This window comes from Ferrimonas balearica (genome assembly GCF_019802055.1).
Classification (GTDB): Bacteria; Pseudomonadota; Gammaproteobacteria; order Enterobacterales; family Shewanellaceae; genus Ferrimonas; species Ferrimonas balearica_A.
The window spans coordinates 260,243-277,843 of sequence record NZ_JAHVHW010000012.1; the positions used below are offsets into that span (position 1 = coordinate 260,243).

Sequence of the window (17,601 nt, forward strand, 5' to 3'; positions counted from 1 at the left end):
GATCAGCTCCGCTCCAGGCTGCAGAGCCAACGGATCTCCTCCGCCCAACGGCTGGAATCAATGGTCTCCAGCACCATGGGGATCCCGACGGTAGCCGGGTGGTTCATCAAAAATTCGAACACGGCGGTGCCAAGTTCTCCCTGATCCAGGCTGTGGTGGCGATCCACCCGGCTGCCCAGGGGGGACTTGGAACCGTTCAGATGCATCCCCTGCAGGTACTTCAATCCCACGATCCGATCAAACTCGGCAAAGGTGGCTTCGCAATCCTCCCGGGTTCGAAGGTCATAGCCAGCGGCAAAGGTGTGGCAGGTGTCGAGGCAGATCCCCACCCGGCTCTTGTCCTCAACCTGATCGATGATGGCTGCCAGGTGCTCAAAGCGGTGACCCAGGTTACTGCCCTGTCCGGCGGTGTTTTCGATCACTGCCATCACCCCCTCTGTGCTGTCCAGCGCGACGTTGACCGATTCGGCGATGGTGCGCAGGCAATGGGATTCACTGACCTGACGAAGATGGCTTCCAGGGTGGAAGTTCAGGCGGTTGAGCCCCAGTTGTTCGCAGCGCTGCATCTCATCGATAAAGGCGTCTCGGGAGCGGGCGAGGGCGTCCGGATCCGGATGCCCGAGGTTAATCAGGTAGCTGTCGTGAGGCAGGATCTGGTCCGGGCCATATCCATGTTGCTCGCAGGCGGCACGGAAGCGCTCAATGTTGCTGGCGCTCAGGGGCTTGGCCTGCCAACGGCGCTGATTCTTGGTAAACAGGGCAAACGCCCGGGCGCCGATGGCGGCGGCATTGACCGGGGCGTTTTCGACGCCCCCACTGGCGCTGACGTGAGCTCCGACGGTTCTCATGGACTCTCCTTGGTTGATGGGGGGATGCTACGGTTGGCGCAGGGGCGGTGCAACCCCTCCGGGAGCTTGTTATCCTGAGCGCTTCACGCATTCAGGGGAGCCTTCCGTGCAGATCCAAAACCAGTGGCATCAATTTCTTGGACCGGTCAAATCCGAACCCTACTTTCAGCAGATGATGGGGCAGTTGACCCAGTGGCGGGACGAGGGGCAGGTGATCTACCCCCCGGCGGACCAGGTGTTCGAAGCATTCCGCCGCACCGACTTTGACCAGGTCAAGGTGGTGATCCTGGGGCAGGATCCCTACCACGGGCCGGATCAGGCACATGGCCTCTGTTTCTCCGTGCAGCCCGGTATCCGCATTCCGCCCTCTCTGGTCAACATCTACAAAGAGCTGGCCAGCGACATTCCGGGCTTTGAGATCCCCAATCACGGTTACCTGGCGGATTGGGCGGATCAGGGCGTGCTGCTGCTTAACACCGTTCTGACCGTGAATGCCGGTCAGGCGCACTCTCACGCTTCTCTGGGCTGGGAGACCTTCACCGACAGGGTCATTGAGCTGATCAATGCGGAAAGGGAGGGGGTGGTGTTCCTGTTGTGGGGCAGCCACGCCCAGAAAAAGGGGCGTCACATCGATACCGGTAAGCACTTTGTGCTGAAGGCGCCACACCCTTCACCGCTCTCCGCACACCGGGGATTTCTGGGCTGTCGCCATTTTTCTCAAACCAATGCGATCCTGATAAATCAGGGCAAACCCGCCATTGATTGGCAGCCGAAGTTGCCGGAAGCGGGTTGATCCAGCGCAAGGACTCTTGCCGATTTTTCGCACACAGTGAGGTCTATAGCTAAGATCAAAGCTTAAGAGACAGAAACTTAGGAGGGGCGATGCTAGCAAGGATCCATACCGATCATGCCCACATCTCCACCCTGCTTTCAGTGCTGGCCGGCAAGGTGCAGCGGCTTAAAGCGGGTCAGGATGTGAATCTGAGCGTGGTGCGGGATGTGGTGGACTATCTGCAGCGATACGCGGACCAATGCCACCATCCCATGGAAGATATCCTCTACCAGTACTATCTGGATAAAGTGGGGGACACCAAGGAGGGTGAGTTACATCAACTGGCCATCGAACACCGTAAGTTGCGGGAAGCCACCGACCAGTTGTTCGATACCCTCAATATGATTCTCAACGATGCCGTGGTTCCCCGGGAGCGGTTAATCGCCGACATCGATGACTTTGTGACGATGCAGCGGAATCACCTTGAACAGGAAGAGATCCGGGTTCTGCCTCTGCTGGAGCGGACACTGGGTGAACAGGACTGGGAGCAGATCCATCGGCTCGTTGCAAGCAAACTGGTGGATGATCCCCTTTTTGGTGAAACCGGTGATCGGGAGTTTGAAGACCTGCGCTCCTACCTGGTGGACGCCGATTCCGGCCAATGAGCCCCCCCCTAAAAAAAACGCCCCGCATGTGCGGGGCGTTTTTTTTATGATTCGGTCAGAACTCAAGAAGCTCGCTGCCGAGGTCAGTACAGAAGTCGATGCCTTCCAACTCCCTGCGCAGGCGCTGACGCTCTTTCAGGGCTTCAATCTCGCGCCACTTACGCTTCTTGCTGCCTCGAGAGCGTGTCGGCTTCTCTACCACACTTCCTTCCGGTGAGCCGTAATCCAGTCGTTCCATGTCACTCCCCCCTGAGCCTCTTTTTTGTTCAACTTGGATATACCACAGTCAAAAAAGAGTGTGCAACTCTGATGTTGCAAACCTGTTGCAAAGTGGGGAGTGGGATTCACTGTTTTAGGCGACCCTCACGGAACATTGTGATCAGGGCGGCGGTGGAGCTGTCCTGGTCCAGTTTCGGGGTATCGGTTTCCAACTCTTCCAGAATGGCATTACCGAGAACCTTACCCAGCTCTACACCCCACTGATCGAAGGAGTTGATGCCCCAAACCGCGCCCTGAACAAAGGTACGGTGCTCGTACAGCGCCACCAGGGCACCCAGGGTCTCGGGAGTGAGCTTGTCCATCAGCAGGGTGTTGCTGGGCTTGTTGCCGGGCATCACCTTGTGACGGGCCAGAGCCGTAACCGCCTCTGCAGAGAGCCCCTTACCGGCCAGTTCCGCTTCCGCTTCAGCCTGAGTTTTACCCTGCATCAGTGCCTGCGCCTGGGCCAGACAGTTGGAAGCCAGCATGGCGTGGTGGCGTCCCAGCGGGTTGTGGCTTTGCAGAGGCAGAATAAAGTCGGCGGGGATCACGCCACTGCCCTGATGCAGCAGCTGATGGTAAGCGTGCTGACCATTGGTGCCTTCGCCGCCCCAAATTACCGGGCCGGTGGCGTAATCCATCGGTTCACCCTCTTTGGTGACCCCTTTGCCGTTGCTCTCCATATCCAACTGCTGGACATAGGCGGGCAGACCGCGGAGGTAGTGGTCATAGGTGAGGATCACCTGGCTGCCACTGGCAAAGAAGTTGGTGTACCAGAGCGAAAGCAGGCCCATCAGAGCAGGCATATTCTGCTCCAGCGGCGCAGTGCGGAAGTGGGTGTCCATCGCTTCCGCGCCCTTCAGCAGCGCTTCAAAGTGTTCAAATCCCACCAGCAGGGCGATGGGGAGACCAATGGCGGACCACAGGGAGTAACGACCGCCAACCCAGTCCCACATCGGGTAGACGTTCTCTGCCTTGATACCAAACGCTTCAGCAGCGGGCACGTTGGCGCTGATGGCGACAAAGTGCTGGCCAATGGCAGACTCCGGGGCGCCGCTGTCCAGGAACCACTGACGGGCGCTCTCCGTGTTGGTGAGCGTTTCCTGGGTGGTGAACGACTTGGAGGACATCAGGATCAGCGTGCGCTTGGGATCCAGCCTTTTAAGCTTCTCAGTCAGTGCGGTGCCGTCGATGTTGGCAACAAAATGGCAGCGCAGATCGCCACGCCAGTAGGGGCGCAGGGCTTCGCTCATGATCTTGGGGCCCAGGAAGGAACCACCGATACCGATGCTGACCACGTCGGTGAACGCTTCACCGGTATAGCCTTTCCAGCTCTGGTTGTGGATCGCCTCGACGAAGGTCTTCATCCGTTTCAGGGTCTGGCGCACCTCAGCGGCGGCATCTTCACCCTGTGCCTGAATCGAATCGGGCCCACTGTAACGCAGGGCGGTGTGTAGAACCGGGCGGCCTTCGGTGTTGTTGATCACCTCACCGCGGAACATGGCGTCGCGAAGCGCTTCCACACCGGTGTCGCGGGCCAGTTGGCACAACAGGCTCAGGGTTTCATCGGTGATGCGATTCTTGGCGTAGTCGAGGTAGAGGCCCGCAGCCTTGAGCTGGTAGCGCGCTGCGCGGTTGGGCTCCTGTGCGAACAGGTCGCGCAGGTGGGTTTGTTCGATGGCGTCGCGGTGTTGCGACAAAGCCTGCCAAACGGGCAGGGAAGTGAGTGCACTCATATCGTATTCCCTGAGTGGGCCCGGGCCGAATGACCCGGGCGGGTTTCCCTAAGATTAGGCGCCTAGGCGAGCGCTGAGCATCGTTTCCAGTTTGTTCTGGTCGATAGCAAAGTTGCGGATCCCTTCCGCCAACTTTTCAACAGCCATGGCATCCTGATTCATCTCCCAGCGGAACTGGGCTTCACTCAGGGGGGCCGGGCGGGATTGAATCTCACCCTCAAAGGCAAGCTCACGCTCGACGGTGATGTCGCTGTTCTCCAGCTCTTCAAGCAGAGCCGGGCTGATGGTCAGACGGTCACAACCAGCCAGGGCAAGGATTTCACCGGTGTTGCGGAAGCTGGCGCCCATCACCACAGTGTTATAGCCGTGGCGCTTGTAGTAGTCGTAGATCTGAGCCACGGACTGTACGCCCGGATCGGCTTTGCCTTCGTAAGCTTCACCGGTCTTGGCTTTATACCAATCCAGAATTCGGCCAACAAAGGGAGAGATCAGGTAAACGTCCGCTTCGGCGCAAGCACGGGCCTGAGCAAAGCTGAACAGCAGAGTCAGGTTACAGTTGATACCTTCCTGCTCCAACTGCTCGGCAGCGCGGATACCTTCCCAGGTGGAAGCCAGTTTGATCAGGATGCGATCCGGACCCACACCCGCTTCCTGATACAGGCGCATCAGTTTGCGGGCTTTGGCCACGGAGCCTTGGGTATCAAAGGAGAGGCGGGCATCCACTTCGGTGGAGATGCGGCCGGGGACGATCTTCAGGATCTCCAGGCCGATGTTGACGGCCAGTTTGTCGGCGGCGTCATCCAACTGCTGAGCCGGATCATCGCCTTGCGCTTTGGCGTAAGCAATGGCATCTGCGATCAGCGGCTCATAGTCCGGGATCTGCGCAGCTTTCAGGATCAGTGAGGGGTTGGTGGTGGCATCCTCCGGCTGGTAGCGGCGGATGGCGTCGATGTCGCCGGTGTCGGCAACAATAGTGGTAAGTGCTTTTAGCTGAGACAGTGCATTTGCCATGGTGATGATTCCGTTGATCGGGCAAAACCGAGAAGTCCAAGATGCAGGCGACCATTAAAGGCGATCTGCCAGCAGAATCCAACTGAAAGTGTAATAAAATTACGTGTGCCGCCCTTTTGGGTGTCATTTATCCGGGGTTTCTCCGGGCGAATCGTAACAAAAAGACAAACTTTCCCCAGGTTCAAACTCCGATTCAGGGGCTTGCTATCAACTCTAGTCGGAAATCGTAGGGAAGCGCCTCAAGCCAGTGTGATGCTGCGCACTAAATGAGCGGGGTGGTGTATCCGGCTGGTTGATGGTCGGTGTTGTTGCTGTTGGCTTGGTGTTATCTTAATGCGGCAATGTGATCGTGATCACGCGTGGTCGGAAAATTCTTATGCTAATGTGCCGGGTCGATACCGGTGGGCCGCGCGTTTTTTAAACACGCGAACAACAACTAAATTGCACTAAAACCATCGGGAACAGGCCAGGAACGGCCGTGTATCTGGTAATGGAAGTGAAGTAGCCAACCACGGGCTGGGCCTGCCTAGGTCTGAACCCACCCGTGATAGCAAGAAGAACGCACTATATGTTTGAATCTCTCGTCAGCGGCACCAATGCTGCTATCAATGCTGCAAACGGCCTTCTATGGGGCAAGTTGCTGATCTATATCTTGGTTGCGGCAGGTCTGCTGTTTACCATTCGTCTGGGCTTTATTCAGCTGCGCCTGTTCGGGCATGGCGTCAAACTGGTCCGTCAGGGCCGTGAAAAAACCGATGGGATCTCCTCCTTCCAGGTGTTCTGTACCTCCATGGCTGCTCGTGTGGGTACCGGTAACATGGCGGGTGTGGCAGTAGCCATCACCGTGGGCGGCGCAGGCTCCATCTTCTGGATGTGGCTGATCGCCCTGCTGGGTATGGCGACGGCGTTCGTCGAGTCCACTCTGGCTCAGGTTTATAAAGTGAAGGGCGACGACGGTCTGTACCGCGGTGGTCCGGCTTTCTACATGGAGCAGGGCCTCGGTAAGCGCTGGATGGGTACTCTGTTCTCCATCCTGCTGATCATTGCCTTTGGTTTTGCCTTTAACTCCGTACAGGCCAACACCATCACCGATGCGGTTCACAATGCCTTTGGCATCGACAAGACCGTACTGGGCCTGATCATCGTTGCTGCGACCGCCTACATCATCATGGGTGGCCTGCAGAAGGTGGCGAAAGCCTCCGAGGTGATCGTTCCGGTTATGGCCATCGCCTACCTGGCGATCGCGGTACTGGTGCTGGTGATGAACCTGTCCGAAGTACCCGCTGCACTGGCGCTGATCTTCAAGAGCGCGTTTGGTCTGCAGGAAGCAGCTGGCGGTGCGATGGGTGCCATCATGGCGGGTGTGGCTCGTGGTCTGTTCTCTAACGAGGCGGGCATGGGCTCTGCGGCGAACGTCGCCGCCTCTGCGACCCCGAACCCGAACCACCCGGCTTCTCAGGGCTTCGTTCAGATGATCGGTGTGTTCGTGGACACTCTGGTGATCTGTACCGCTTCTGCGGCCATCATCCTGCTGTCCGGCGTACTGGACAACCCGGGTGACGCGGCGGGTATCAGCCTGCTGCAGATGGCTCTGACCAATGAACTGGGTAACTGGGCGGCGTACTTTATTGCCTTTGCCATCATCCTGTTCTGCTTCAGCTCCATCATCGCCAACTACAGCTACGCAGAAACCAACATCATCTTCCTGAGCAAGAGCAAGAAGGTCCTGATGGTGTTCCGCCTGGCGGTACTGGCCATGGTAATGGTGGGTTCTGTTGCCTCTCTGAGCATGGTGTGGAACTTCGCGGATGTATCCATGGGCCTGATGGCGCTGGTGAACATCGCAGCCATCGTGATGCTCTCCAAGGTGGCCTTTGCGGTCATCAAGGACTACGAGCAGCAGATCAAAGCGGGCCAGGTGCCTGAGTTTGATGCCAACGCCTTCCCGGTGATCCGCGACCGTCTGGTGTGCGACACCTGGACTGCTGAGAGTGAGAGCGAGAGCGAGCCGACCAGCGGCCGTTAATGACTCGATGGTCTCAATCGAAAACCACGCCGAAAGGCGTGGTTTTTTTGTGTCTGGGCCGTTGTTATAGTGGCGGCCATGCCTGAATTTATGGCCCAAGGAGTTGACGATGCTGGCGGTAATCTCACCGGCGAAGAACCTGGACTTTGACACGCCTCCCCACCTGGAGGCGCACAGCCAGCCTCAGATGCTGGACCACGCCGAACTGCTGATGGAGAGCTGTCGGACGCTGACTCCGGCGGATCTGGCGTCCCTGATGAAGCTATCCGATAAATTGGCTGGCCTGAACGCGGCCCGCTTTGCCGACTGGCAGCCGCCGTTTACCCCGGATAACGCCAAAGCGGCGGTGCTGGCGTTTAATGGCGATGTCTACACCGGCCTGGAAGCGACCTCGCTGGACGAGGTACAGCTGGAGTATGCTCAGGGACACCTGCGCATTCTGTCCGGCCTGTACGGGCTGCTGCGACCTCTGGACCTGATCCAACCCTATCGGCTGGAGATGGGTACCAAGTTGGCCAACGCCCGTGGTAAGGACCTGTACGCTTTCTGGGGCAACCACATCACTGAAGCGTTGAATGACGCGCTGGAGGCGCAAGGGGACAGCGTACTGGTGAACTTGGCCTCCAATGAGTACTTCAAATCGGTTAAGGCCAAGTCTCTTAATGCTCAGGTGATCACACCGGTGTTTAAGGACCTCAAGAACGGTCAGTACAAGATCATCAGCTTCTACGCCAAGAAGGCGCGTGGTCTGATGGCGCGCTTTATGATCGAGAAGCGTCCGACCCAACCCAAAGACCTTGAGGCGTTCGATTACGCGGGCTACCGCTTTAGCGCCGCAGACTCTACGGCAGACACTCTGGTGTTTTTGCGCGACGAACCGGTCTAATGTCGGTGTGCTAAATATAAAAAGGCCCGCATCTGCGGGCCTTTTTTATTACTCCCCGGTAGGGGGAATCGGACGCAACTCGCTGCTGGCGTTGGCCATCAGCCAGGCAAACAGGGTATAGACCGTGGTGCTCTGCTTAAGCGACTCGGGCTTCACCTTGTCCAGCGTGTCGTCAGGGGTGTGGTGGTAATCGAAGTAATCGCTGCCATCCATGTTCAAGCCCGCCACCGGCACGCCCAGCGGCGGCAGCACGGAAACGTCCGGTCCCCCCCAGCTCTCGTTGTGGCCAAGGCTCACACCAAGCGGTGCCAACTGCTCGACCATCGCCTCAATGGCGGGGCGGGCGGCCTCGTTGACCCGGCTATCCAGGCGATAGATGGGGCCAGCGCCAAAATCCGCTTCCGCAGCAATGTAGTGATGATCCAGATTATCCTTGTGCTGATCCCGGTAGGCTTTGGCACCGATCAGACCGATCTCCTCGGCGGCGTACAGCACCACCCGGATGGTGCGCTTCGGGCGCTGTTTGAGGGCCATGATGTGCTCTGCTGCTGCAGTCACGATGGCCACCCCAGCGCCATCATCCAGGGCGCCGGTACCCTCATCCCAGGAATCGAGATGGGCGCCAATCAGGACAATTTCTTCCGGTTTGCTGCTGCCGCGGATCTCACCGATGACGTTGTAACTGGTGCTTTCGCCTTTATCCATCGCTTCCAGCTCCATTTTGACCCGGATGTCGCTCTGACGGGCCAGCATGCGGGTGAGTTGGTCGGCGTCCGGTGGGGAGATGGCGACTGCCGGAATGCGGGAGACGTCATCCACATAGCGCATCACCCCGGTGTGGGCGAACCGATGGCTGCTGGTACTGACACTGCGAAGCAGTAGGCCTACCGCGCCCTTCTTGGCGGCCTCTACCGCGCCAATGCCCCGAGCTTTCACCACAGGGCCATAACCACGACCATCCTTGAAGCGCTCCATCTTGTGATCGATGAATACCAGCTTGCCTTTGACCTCGGCGGGATCCGCTGCCTGCAGGTCGCCAAGGGTGGCGAAGCGGACGATGGCCGCTTCAATGCCGCCTTCCGGCGTCGCAACGGAGTTACCCAGTGCGGTGATAACCAGAGGCTGGGGGAAAGGCAGGGTGACTTTGGCATCGGCAAAGCCGCGCTCCCAGTGGGGCACGATGACCGGTTCCAGACGAACCTCGTCGAATCCCATGGCTTCGAAATGGGCTTTGGCCCAGGCGACCGCACGGGCATCGGCTTCAGTACCGGCAAGGCGGGGACCGACTTCGGTGGTTAGGGACTCCAGTACCTGCCAGGCGGCATCGCTTTGTTGGGCGTGCTGACGCAGAGCATCACTGTGCTGAAGGGTCTCGGGAGAAAAGGGCTGGGCGAGTGGGCTGCCTACCATCAGGGTGGCGGCCAGTAGTGAGAGAGCGCGTAACATCCGTATCCTTGTTATTGTTATGCTGAAACCGTGAAAGCGTCAGAGTAACAAAAAGGTTTCGCGCTGTCAGATGGGCACAAAAAAACCGGCCTAAGCCGGTTTTTTCCGCATCAAAGGACTGATTACAGAGCTTTGATTTGCGCAGCCAGGCGGCTCTTGGTGCGAGCTGCCTTGTTCTTGTGGATCAGGCCTTTGGTGGCCATACGATCCAGGATCGGCTGAGCGGCGTTGAACGCTTCGGTAGCGGTAGCTTTATCGCCAGTGGCGATAGCAGCTACAACTTTCTTGGTGAAAGTGCGCATCATGGAACGACGGCTAGCGTTGTGTTGACGACGCTTTTCGGCCTGGATGGCGCGCTTCTTAGCAGACTTGATGTTAGCCAAGTGCAAACTCCTAAAAACGGTGCTGTCTGGTTTCTCAGAAAGGTCGCGAATTTACTTTTATTGCGCATCATTGTCAATGACGATGTGCAATAAAGCGTCAACCCAAGGTGGACTCAGGACCAAACTTGGCGTTCCACGACCCATCTAGTTTAAGATGGGCCGAAATTCTAGCAGCATTACTGCGCCGGCAACAGGGGCAGAATGCATTTTTTCCTTTCTGGCGGAGTCGAACCCCTGACTCCGGCGAAATCTGTGGGATCACTTCGTTGAGTAAAAGATTGGTGCGCTCCGGGCTGATAGTGAGCGCCATGACCCTGGTGTCCCGGGTATTGGGACTGGTTCGGGATGTGGTGGTCGCTGGCCTGATGGGGGCTGGAGCGGCGGCTGACGTTTTTTTCCTGGCCAATAAAATTCCCAACTTTCTTCGCCGTCTGTTTGCTGAGGGGGCCTTTGCTCAGGCGTTTGTGCCGGTGCTAACCGAGTATCAACAGCAGCGCGAGCCCGATGAGGTGCGTGAGCTGATCGCCAAAGTGAGCGGAACTCTCGGCGGCATCGTTACCCTGGTGACCCTCTTTGGTGTGGTGGCCTCGCCGGTTTTGGCGGCGCTGTTTGGTACCGGCTGGTTTGTGGCCTGGCTGGGCGGTGAGCCGGAGGGCGCCAAGTTTCTGCTGGCCTCCCTGATGCTGAAGATCACCTTTCCCTATCTCTGGTTCATCACACTGACCGCGTTGGCCGGTGCCATTCTGAACACCTTGGGGCGGTTTGCGGTGGCGGCCTTTACCCCGGTGTTCCTGAATGTGGCGATCATCGCCTGTGCGCTGTGGCTCTCTCCCCAGTTGGAGCGTCCCGAGTTGGGGCTGGCCTGGGGCGTGTTCTTTGGTGGCCTGATCCAGTTCCTGTTCCAGATCCCCTTCTTATATAGAGCGAACATGCTGGTGCGCCCCCAGTGGGGATGGCATCACCCCGGGGTGAAGAAGATCCGCACTCTGATGATTCCCGCCATGTTCGGGGTGTCGGTCAGCCAGATTAACCTGCTGTTCGATACGCTGATCGCCAGTTTCCTGATGACCGGCTCCATCAGTTGGCTCTACTACTCTGATCGTTTGCTGGAGTTTCCCCTCGGCCTGTTTGGTATTGCCATCGCGACCGTGATTCTCCCGGCGCTCTCCAAAGACAAAGCCAATGACGACCCGGCCCGCTTCGGTCAAACCCTCGATTGGGGGGTGCGTTCAGTGCTGATGGTGGGGATCCCGGCGATGTTAGGCCTGATGGTGCTGGCCCAGCCGATGCTGATGGTGCTGTTTATGCGTGGGGAGTTTTCCGTTACCGACACCCAGATGGCGGCGATGAGTTTGCTGGCCTACGCCTCCGGCCTGCTCAGCTTTATGCTGGTGAAGGTCCTGGCGCCGGGCTACTACGCCCGACAGGACACCAAAACCCCGGTGCGCTACGGCATTATCGCTATGATTGCCAATATGGCCTTTAACCTGGCCCTGGCAATCCCCTTTGGTTATGTGGGTCTGGCGCTGGCCACCTCCGCTTCGGCCACCCTGAACGCCTTTCTGCTCTACCGGGGGCTGCATCGCCAGGGCGTCTACCAGCTCAGTGGTCATAGCCTGGGCCAGATTGCCCGTATGGCTCTGGCCGGTGCCGTCATGGCGGTCACCCTTATCTGGCTGACACCCAACGAATCCGGCTGGTTGGCGATGGCCTTTATGGAGCGGGTGGTGACCCTGTTTGGCCTGATCGGTCTTGGTGCGGTGACCTACGGATTGAGCCTGCTGGTGTTTGGCCTGCGCCCGCGACAGTTAAAGAGCCTGTGATCTGCCCCGGTCTGTGGGGTATAATCCGGCGATTTTCGAAGCAAAGACAAGCAACAGGTTCATGGAGTTAATTCGCGGGATCCACAACCTGACCGAACGGCACCGCCACTGTGTCCTGACCATTGGTAACTTCGATGGTGTGCATCGTGGCCACGCTGCGGTGATCCGTCGCCTGGTCAGTCTGGCCAGAGAGTACGATGTACCGGCAACGGTGATGGTGTTTGAGCCACAGCCCCAGGAGTATTTTCGCAAAGAGGCAGCGCCAGCTCGCCTCAATCTGCTGCGGGATAAACTGGATCGGCTGGCCCAGCTCGGTGTGGACAGGGTGCTCTGTGTCCGCTTTGACCAACGGTTTGCCAGTTGGGAGGCGGAAGATTTTGTTCAACAATTACTGGTGGACAAACTGGCCGTCCGTTACCTGGTGGTGGGTGACGATTTCTGCTTTGGTCGGGCGCGTCGCGGCAACTTCGAGTTTTTGCAGCAGGCGGGAGAGCAACACGGTTTTGCCGTGGAGGACACCGCCAGTTGTCGGTTGGGGCAGGAGCGGATCTCCTCTACCTTGATCCGCAACGCTCTGGCTACGGGCGATCTGGTGGCCGCTGAGCGGATGTTGGGTCACCCCTACCAGATCAGTGGTCGTGTCGCCCACGGCGATAAGTTGGGGCGCACTATCGGCTTCCCCACCGCTAATATTCTGCTGAAGCGCATTGTGGTGCCGATCAGTGGGGTGTTTGCGGTCCAGGTGCAGACAGAAGATGGGGTCTGGCATAACGGCGTCGCCAACGTGGGTCGCCGTCCGACCGTCTCCGGGCAGCAGTGCCGTCTGGAGGTGCACCTGTTTGATTTTAACGCTGACCTCTATGGCCAGCACCTGCACGTCAGGTTGCATACCTGGCTGCGGGATGAACACGCTTTCCCCTCTCTTGAGGCGCTGAAAGCCCAGATCCGACTGGATGCGGAGCGTGCCAATGAGGCACTCCGGGTCCCGGAATATACTGAAAACCGATGATGGTGTAAGGATCGATGGTCGATTACAAAACTACGCTGAACCTTCCTGAGACCGACTTCCCGATGCGCGGCAATCTGGCGCAACGGGAACCGGAAATGTTGAAACAGTGGAATGAGAAGGGGCTGTACAAGGCGATCCGTGCCAGCCGCCAGGGCGCCAAGCCTTTCATTCTGCACGATGGCCCTCCGTACGCGAATGGCGACATTCACATCGGCCACTCGGTCAACAAGATCCTCAAGGACATCATCATTAAGGCCAAGACTCTGTCTGGCTTTGACGCCCCCTATGTCCCCGGTTGGGACTGCCACGGTCTGCCGATTGAGCTGAAAGTGGAGCAGAAGGTGGGTAAGCCGGGACAGAAAGTCTCCGCTGCCGAATTCCGCGAGAAGTGCCGTGAGTACGCCAAGACCCAGGTTGAAGGCCAGAAGGCGGACTTTATCCGTCTGGGTGTGCTGGGTGAGTGGGACAAGCCCTATTTGACCATGGACTTTGGCACCGAAGCCAACATCATCCGCTCCCTGGCCAAAATCATCGATAACGGCCACCTGCACAAAGGCGCCAAGCCTGTGCACTGGTGTACCGATTGCGGCTCTGCTCTGGCAGAAGCGGAAGTGGAGTACGAGGACAAAACCTCCCCGGCCATCGATGTGCGCTTCAAGGCGGATGACGCCAAACTGGTGGCGGACAAGTTTGATTGCGCCGAAGGCCATCAGGGCCAGGGCCCCATCTCTACCGTTATCTGGACCACCACTCCCTGGACTCTGCCCGCCAACCGCGGCATCGCGATGCACCCTCAGGTGCAGTACGCCCTGGTTCAGGTGGAGGGCGATCAGCCCGAGCGTCTGGTGCTGGCCGCTGACCTGGTGAAGTCCGTGATGGACCGCGCCGGCATTGAGCACTACCACAACCTGGGCTACTGCCTGGGCGCCGATCTGGAGCTGCTCCAGTTCCACCACCCCTTCTACGACATGATCGTCCCTGTGGTTCTGGGCGATCATGTGACCACCGATTCCGGTACCGGTGCGGTGCACACGGCGCCGGGCCATGGTCAGGACGACTTTGTGGTGGGCAACAAGTACAACCTGGAAGTGGCCAACCCGGTGGGCAACAACGGCGTGTATCTGCCGGATACCCCGCTGTTTGCCGGCAAGCACGTCTTCAAAGCCAATGACGACGTGATTGAGGTGCTGAAGGAGAAGGGCGCGCTGCTGCATCATGAAGCGCTGCGTCACAGCTACCCGCACTGCTGGCGCCACAAAACGCCGATCATCTTCCGCGCTACTCCTCAGTGGTTTATCTCCATGGATCAGGCCGGTCTGCGCAGCCGCTCCCTGGAGGAGATCGATCAGGTGAAGTGGGTACCGGATTGGGGTCAGGCCCGTATCCAGACCATGGTGGAGAACCGCCCTGACTGGTGTATCTCCCGTCAGCGCACCTGGGGTGTGCCAATCACCCTGTTTGTCCACAACGAGACCCAGGCACTCCACCCCCGCAGCGTCGAGCTGATGGAAGCGGTTGCCAAGCGTGTCGAGGAAGCGGGTATCCAGGCCTGGTGGGATCTGGACGCGGCCGAGCTGCTGGGCGACGACGCAGTGCACTACAACAAGGTGCTGGACACTCTGGATGTATGGTTTGACTCCGGTGTGACTCACCACTCTGTCGTGGACGCCCGTGAAGAGTTTAACGGCCACAGCGCCGACCTCTACCTGGAGGGTTCCGACCAGCACCGTGGCTGGTTTATGTCCTCTCTGATGTCCTCCGTGGCGATGAAGGACGCGGCCCCTTACAAACAGGTGCTGACTCACGGTTTCACCGTAGATGGCAAGGGCCGCAAGATGTCCAAGTCTCTGGGTAACGTGATGAGCCCGCAGCAGGTAGTGAACAAGCTGGGTGCTGACATCCTGCGCCTGTGGGTGGCCTCTACCGATTACACCGGTGAGATGACCGTTTCTGATGAGATCCTGAAGCGCTCTGCCGACGCCTACCGCCGTATCCGTAATACCTCCCGCTTCCTGTTGGCCAACATGAGCGGCTTCAACCCGGCCACCGACATGGTGGAGCTGGACAAGATGGTGGCACTGGATCGCTGGATTGTTGCCCGCGCCTACGCGCTGCAGGAAGAGATCGTTGCGGCTTACGAGTCCTACAACTTCCACCAGGTCAGCCAGAAGCTGATGCACTTCTGCTCCATTGAGCTGGGCAGCTTCTACCTGGACATCATCAAGGACCGCCAGTACACCGCCAAAGGCGACAGCCTGGCTCGCCGCTCCTGCCAGAGTGCCCTGTACCTCATCACTGAGGCGATGGTGCGCTGGATGGCACCGGTAATGAGCTTTACCGCTGACGAGATCTGGCAAGCCCTGCCGGGCGAGCGTGAGCCCTTCGTCTTTACCCAGGTGTGGTTCGACGGTCTGGCGCCGATGGCGGAAGATGCCGTGGTCACCAACCCTCAGTGGGACCAACTGGTGGAAGTGCTGGCCGAGGTGAACAAGCGTCTGGAGCAGGCCAAGGCCGACGGCATTAAGAACCGCCTGGAAGCGGAAGTGGTGCTGTATGCCGATGGCGAACTGTTCTCCCTGCTGGAGAAGCTGGGCGACGAACTGCGCTTTGTTCTGATCACCTCCGAAGCCAAGGTGCGTCCTCTGGCTGAGGCTGGCGACGCCGCAGAGACCGCCATTGAAGGTCTGAAAGTGGCCCTGGTTAAGACCAGCGCTGCCAAGTGTGAACGCTGCTGGCACCACCGTGCCGAAGTGGGCACCATCGAAGCGCATCCGACCCTGTGCGGTCGCTGTGTCACCAACGTGGACGGTGAAGGAGAGCAGCGTCAGTATGCTTAAGGAACTGTGGGCCAAGCGCCCCGAACAGTGGCAAGCCTCCGGCTGTAAGTGGGTATGGGTTGGCGTTCTGGCTCTGGTGATCGATCAGGTCACCAAGATCTGGGCCAGCACCAGCCTGACCTATATGGATCCGGTTCCCCTGATGCCCTACCTGAACCTCTTCTATATCCATAACGAAGGGGCGGCGTTCAGCTTCCTGGCGGACGCCGGTGGTTGGCAGCGCTGGGGCTTTGCGGTGTTTGCTCTGGCGGTGTCCGCTGGCCTGCTGTTCATGCTGCGTACCCAGCCTGCGGGTCTGAAACGCCTGAACCTGTCCTACGCCCTGATTCTGGGCGGGGCCATCGGTAACCTGATCGACCGAGTGCTGTATGGCTATGTGATCGACTTTGTCGACTTCTACGTCGGCAACTGGCATTGGCCGGCGTTCAACATCGCTGATAGTGCCATCTGTGTGGGGGCGGGCCTGATGATTCTGGACGCCTTCCTGCAGCCGAAACACACGGAGGAGGCCAAATGAGCCAAGTGGTAGTGGGCCCGGGTGCCCAGGTATTCATGCATTTTACCGTCGAGCTGCCCGATGGCAGCGTGGCGGACAGCACCCGCGCGCACGGCAAGCCTGCGCGCCTGACTCTGGGCGATGGCAGCCTGAGCCCGGGTATGGAAGCGGAGCTGATGGGGCTGGCCAAGGGCGATAAGAAGCGTTTTACCCTGGCGCCGGAGCACGCGTTCGGTCAACCGAACCCGGACAACATCCACCATATGGATCGCACCCAGTTTGCCGCCGATGCAGAACTGACTGAGGGCACCATCATGGCGTTTACCGCCGCGGATGGTAACCAGTATCCCGGAGTGATCCGCTCCGTAGAAGGGGACTCGGTAACCGTCGACTTCAACCACCCGCTGGCTGGCCAGACCGTGGTGTTTGATGTGGAAGTGCTGGACATCGTGATCCGGGAGGCCTGATGAAAGTCCTGTTGGCAAACCCCCGTGGATTCTGCGCCGGAGTGGATCGGGCCATCAGCATCGTAGAGCGCGCTCTGGAGCTGTTTGAAAAGCCGATCTACGTGCGTCATGAAGTGGTGCACAACCGTTATGTGGTTGATGGACTGCGTCAGCGTGGCGCCGTATTTGTGGATGAACTTCATGAGGTGCCGGACAACGCCATCGTGATCTTCAGCGCTCACGGTGTGTCCCAAAAAGTGCGCGACGAAGCCAAGGAACGTGGGCTCAAGGTATTTGATGCCACCTGTCCGCTGGTGACCAAAGTGCATATGCAGGTTACCCGCGCCAGCCGCAAAGGGATTGAGTGTGTGCTGATTGGCCACGCCGGTCACCCTGAGGTGGAGGGCACCATGGGTCAATACGACAATGCGGAAGGCGGCATCTATCTGGTGGAGTCACCGGAGGATGTGGCGAAGATGCAGGTTAAGGATGAACGTAACCTGACCTTCGTGACTCAGACCACCCTCTCCATGGATGACACCGCGGAAGTGATTGAGGCCCTTAAGCAGCGTTTCCCTGAAGTGGAAGGCCCCCGTAAGGACGACATCTGCTACGCGACTCAGAACCGTCAAGATGCGGTGCGTGAGTTGTCGTTGCAGTGTGACCGGGTGCTGGTGGTGGGGTCTAAAAACTCCTCCAACTCCAACCGCCTTCGGGAACTGGCAGAGAAGTCAGGCAGTCCCGCTTATCTGATCGATGGTGCGGAAGACATTCAGCCGGAATGGCTGGATGGCGCGACCCGAATCGGCGTCACCGCGGGCGCTTCTGCACCGGAGGTACTGGTGCAGGGCGTGATCGATGCATTGAAAGCTCATGGCGCCGAAGTGGTCGAAGAGACCAGTGGCCGGGAAGAGAATGTGGTGTTCCACGTTCCCGCTGAACTTCGTTAAGCCGTTGCT

At 58.7% G+C, this 17,601-nt stretch carries 16 protein-coding genes; 10 read left to right on the forward strand and 6 right to left on the reverse strand.

From position 1 onward, the window contains the following. Positions 1-2 precede the first annotated feature (2 nt). Positions 3-848 (reverse strand): deoxyribonuclease IV, encoded by an 846-nt coding sequence (nfo, locus tag KUV52_RS18020; RefSeq protein WP_222527325.1) that lies wholly within the window; start codon positions 846-848, stop codon positions 3-5. A 106-nt stretch (positions 849-954) separates the two neighbouring features. On the opposite strand from nfo, the gene ung reads away from it, so the two are divergent. Then, on the forward strand, positions 955-1,641 hold the full coding sequence (gene ung / locus KUV52_RS18025) for a uracil-DNA glycosylase (protein ID WP_315900193.1): 687 nt from the start codon (positions 955-957) through the stop codon (positions 1,639-1,641). Between the two features lie 89 nt (positions 1,642-1,730). Then, positions 1,731-2,285, forward strand: a complete 555-nt coding sequence (locus KUV52_RS18030; protein ID WP_222527326.1) for a hemerythrin domain-containing protein — start codon at positions 1,731-1,733, stop codon at positions 2,283-2,285. Between the two features lie 55 nt (positions 2,286-2,340). Here KUV52_RS18030 and KUV52_RS18035 read toward each other — a convergent pair whose 3' ends face one another. The 3 genes from KUV52_RS18035 to tal form a co-directional block, all read right to left on the reverse strand. Then, entirely contained in the window at positions 2,341-2,523 is a 183-nt protein-coding gene (locus KUV52_RS18035) for a DUF3545 family protein (protein WP_222527327.1), read from the reverse strand. Between the two features lie 106 nt (positions 2,524-2,629). Beyond that, positions 2,630-4,279: a glucose-6-phosphate isomerase gene (gene pgi, locus KUV52_RS18040; RefSeq protein ID WP_222527328.1), complete on the reverse strand. Its 1,650-nt coding sequence runs from the start codon at positions 4,277-4,279 to the stop codon at positions 2,630-2,632. A gap of 54 nt (positions 4,280-4,333) precedes the next feature. Next, positions 4,334-5,290, reverse strand: a complete 957-nt coding sequence (tal, locus tag KUV52_RS18045; protein ID WP_222527329.1) for a transaldolase — start codon at positions 5,288-5,290, stop codon at positions 4,334-4,336. A 568-nt stretch (positions 5,291-5,858) separates the two neighbouring features. On the opposite strand from tal, the gene KUV52_RS18050 reads away from it, so the two are divergent. Beyond that, positions 5,859-7,316, forward strand: a complete 1,458-nt coding sequence (locus tag KUV52_RS18050; protein ID WP_222527330.1) for an alanine/glycine:cation symporter family protein — start codon at positions 5,859-5,861, stop codon at positions 7,314-7,316. 109 nt (positions 7,317-7,425) lie between these two features. After that, on the forward strand, positions 7,426-8,202 hold the full coding sequence (yaaA, locus tag KUV52_RS18055; RefSeq protein WP_222527331.1) for a peroxide stress protein YaaA: 777 nt from the start codon (positions 7,426-7,428) through the stop codon (positions 8,200-8,202). A 48-nt stretch (positions 8,203-8,250) separates the two neighbouring features. Here yaaA and KUV52_RS18060 read toward each other — a convergent pair whose 3' ends face one another. Together KUV52_RS18060 and rpsT are read right to left on the reverse strand one after the other, a co-directional pair. Continuing rightward, entirely contained in the window at positions 8,251-9,648 is a 1,398-nt protein-coding gene (locus tag KUV52_RS18060; protein WP_222527332.1) for a M20/M25/M40 family metallo-hydrolase, read from the reverse strand. A 122-nt stretch (positions 9,649-9,770) separates the two neighbouring features. Beyond that, a complete protein-coding gene (gene rpsT / locus KUV52_RS18065; RefSeq protein ID WP_222527333.1) occupies positions 9,771-10,031 on the reverse strand; it encodes a 30S ribosomal protein S20 in 261 nt (86 codons plus the stop codon). 266 nt (positions 10,032-10,297) lie between these two features. On the opposite strand from rpsT, the gene murJ reads away from it, so the two are divergent. The 6 genes from murJ (at position 10,298) to ispH (ending at position 17,592) form a co-directional block, all read left to right on the forward strand. After that, complete coding sequence (gene murJ, locus KUV52_RS18070) at positions 10,298-11,854, forward strand: murein biosynthesis integral membrane protein MurJ (protein ID WP_222527334.1); 1,557 nt, start codon at positions 10,298-10,300, stop codon at positions 11,852-11,854. 61 nt (positions 11,855-11,915) lie between these two features. Continuing rightward, positions 11,916-12,863, forward strand: a complete 948-nt coding sequence (gene ribF, locus KUV52_RS18075) for a bifunctional riboflavin kinase/FAD synthetase (RefSeq protein WP_222527335.1) — start codon at positions 11,916-11,918, stop codon at positions 12,861-12,863. Between the two features lie 14 nt (positions 12,864-12,877). After that, positions 12,878-15,700 carry an isoleucine--tRNA ligase gene (gene ileS, locus KUV52_RS18080; RefSeq protein WP_222527336.1) on the forward strand — a complete coding sequence of 941 codons (2,823 nt, stop codon included), beginning with the start codon at positions 12,878-12,880 and terminating at the stop codon, positions 15,698-15,700. After that, positions 15,693-16,217 carry a signal peptidase II gene (gene lspA, locus KUV52_RS18085; RefSeq protein ID WP_222527337.1) on the forward strand — a complete coding sequence of 175 codons (525 nt, stop codon included), beginning with the start codon at positions 15,693-15,695 and terminating at the stop codon, positions 16,215-16,217. Before ileS ends, lspA begins: the two co-directional genes overlap by 8 nt. Beyond that, a complete protein-coding gene (gene fkpB, locus KUV52_RS18090) occupies positions 16,214-16,663 on the forward strand; it encodes an FKBP-type peptidyl-prolyl cis-trans isomerase (RefSeq protein ID WP_222527338.1) in 450 nt (149 codons plus the stop codon). Before lspA ends, fkpB begins: the two co-directional genes overlap by 4 nt. Beyond that, positions 16,663-17,592 carry a 4-hydroxy-3-methylbut-2-enyl diphosphate reductase gene (ispH, locus tag KUV52_RS18095; protein ID WP_222527339.1) on the forward strand — a complete coding sequence of 310 codons (930 nt, stop codon included), beginning with the start codon at positions 16,663-16,665 and terminating at the stop codon, positions 17,590-17,592. Before fkpB ends, ispH begins: the two co-directional genes overlap by 1 nt. The last annotated feature ends 9 nt before the right edge of the window (positions 17,593-17,601 follow it).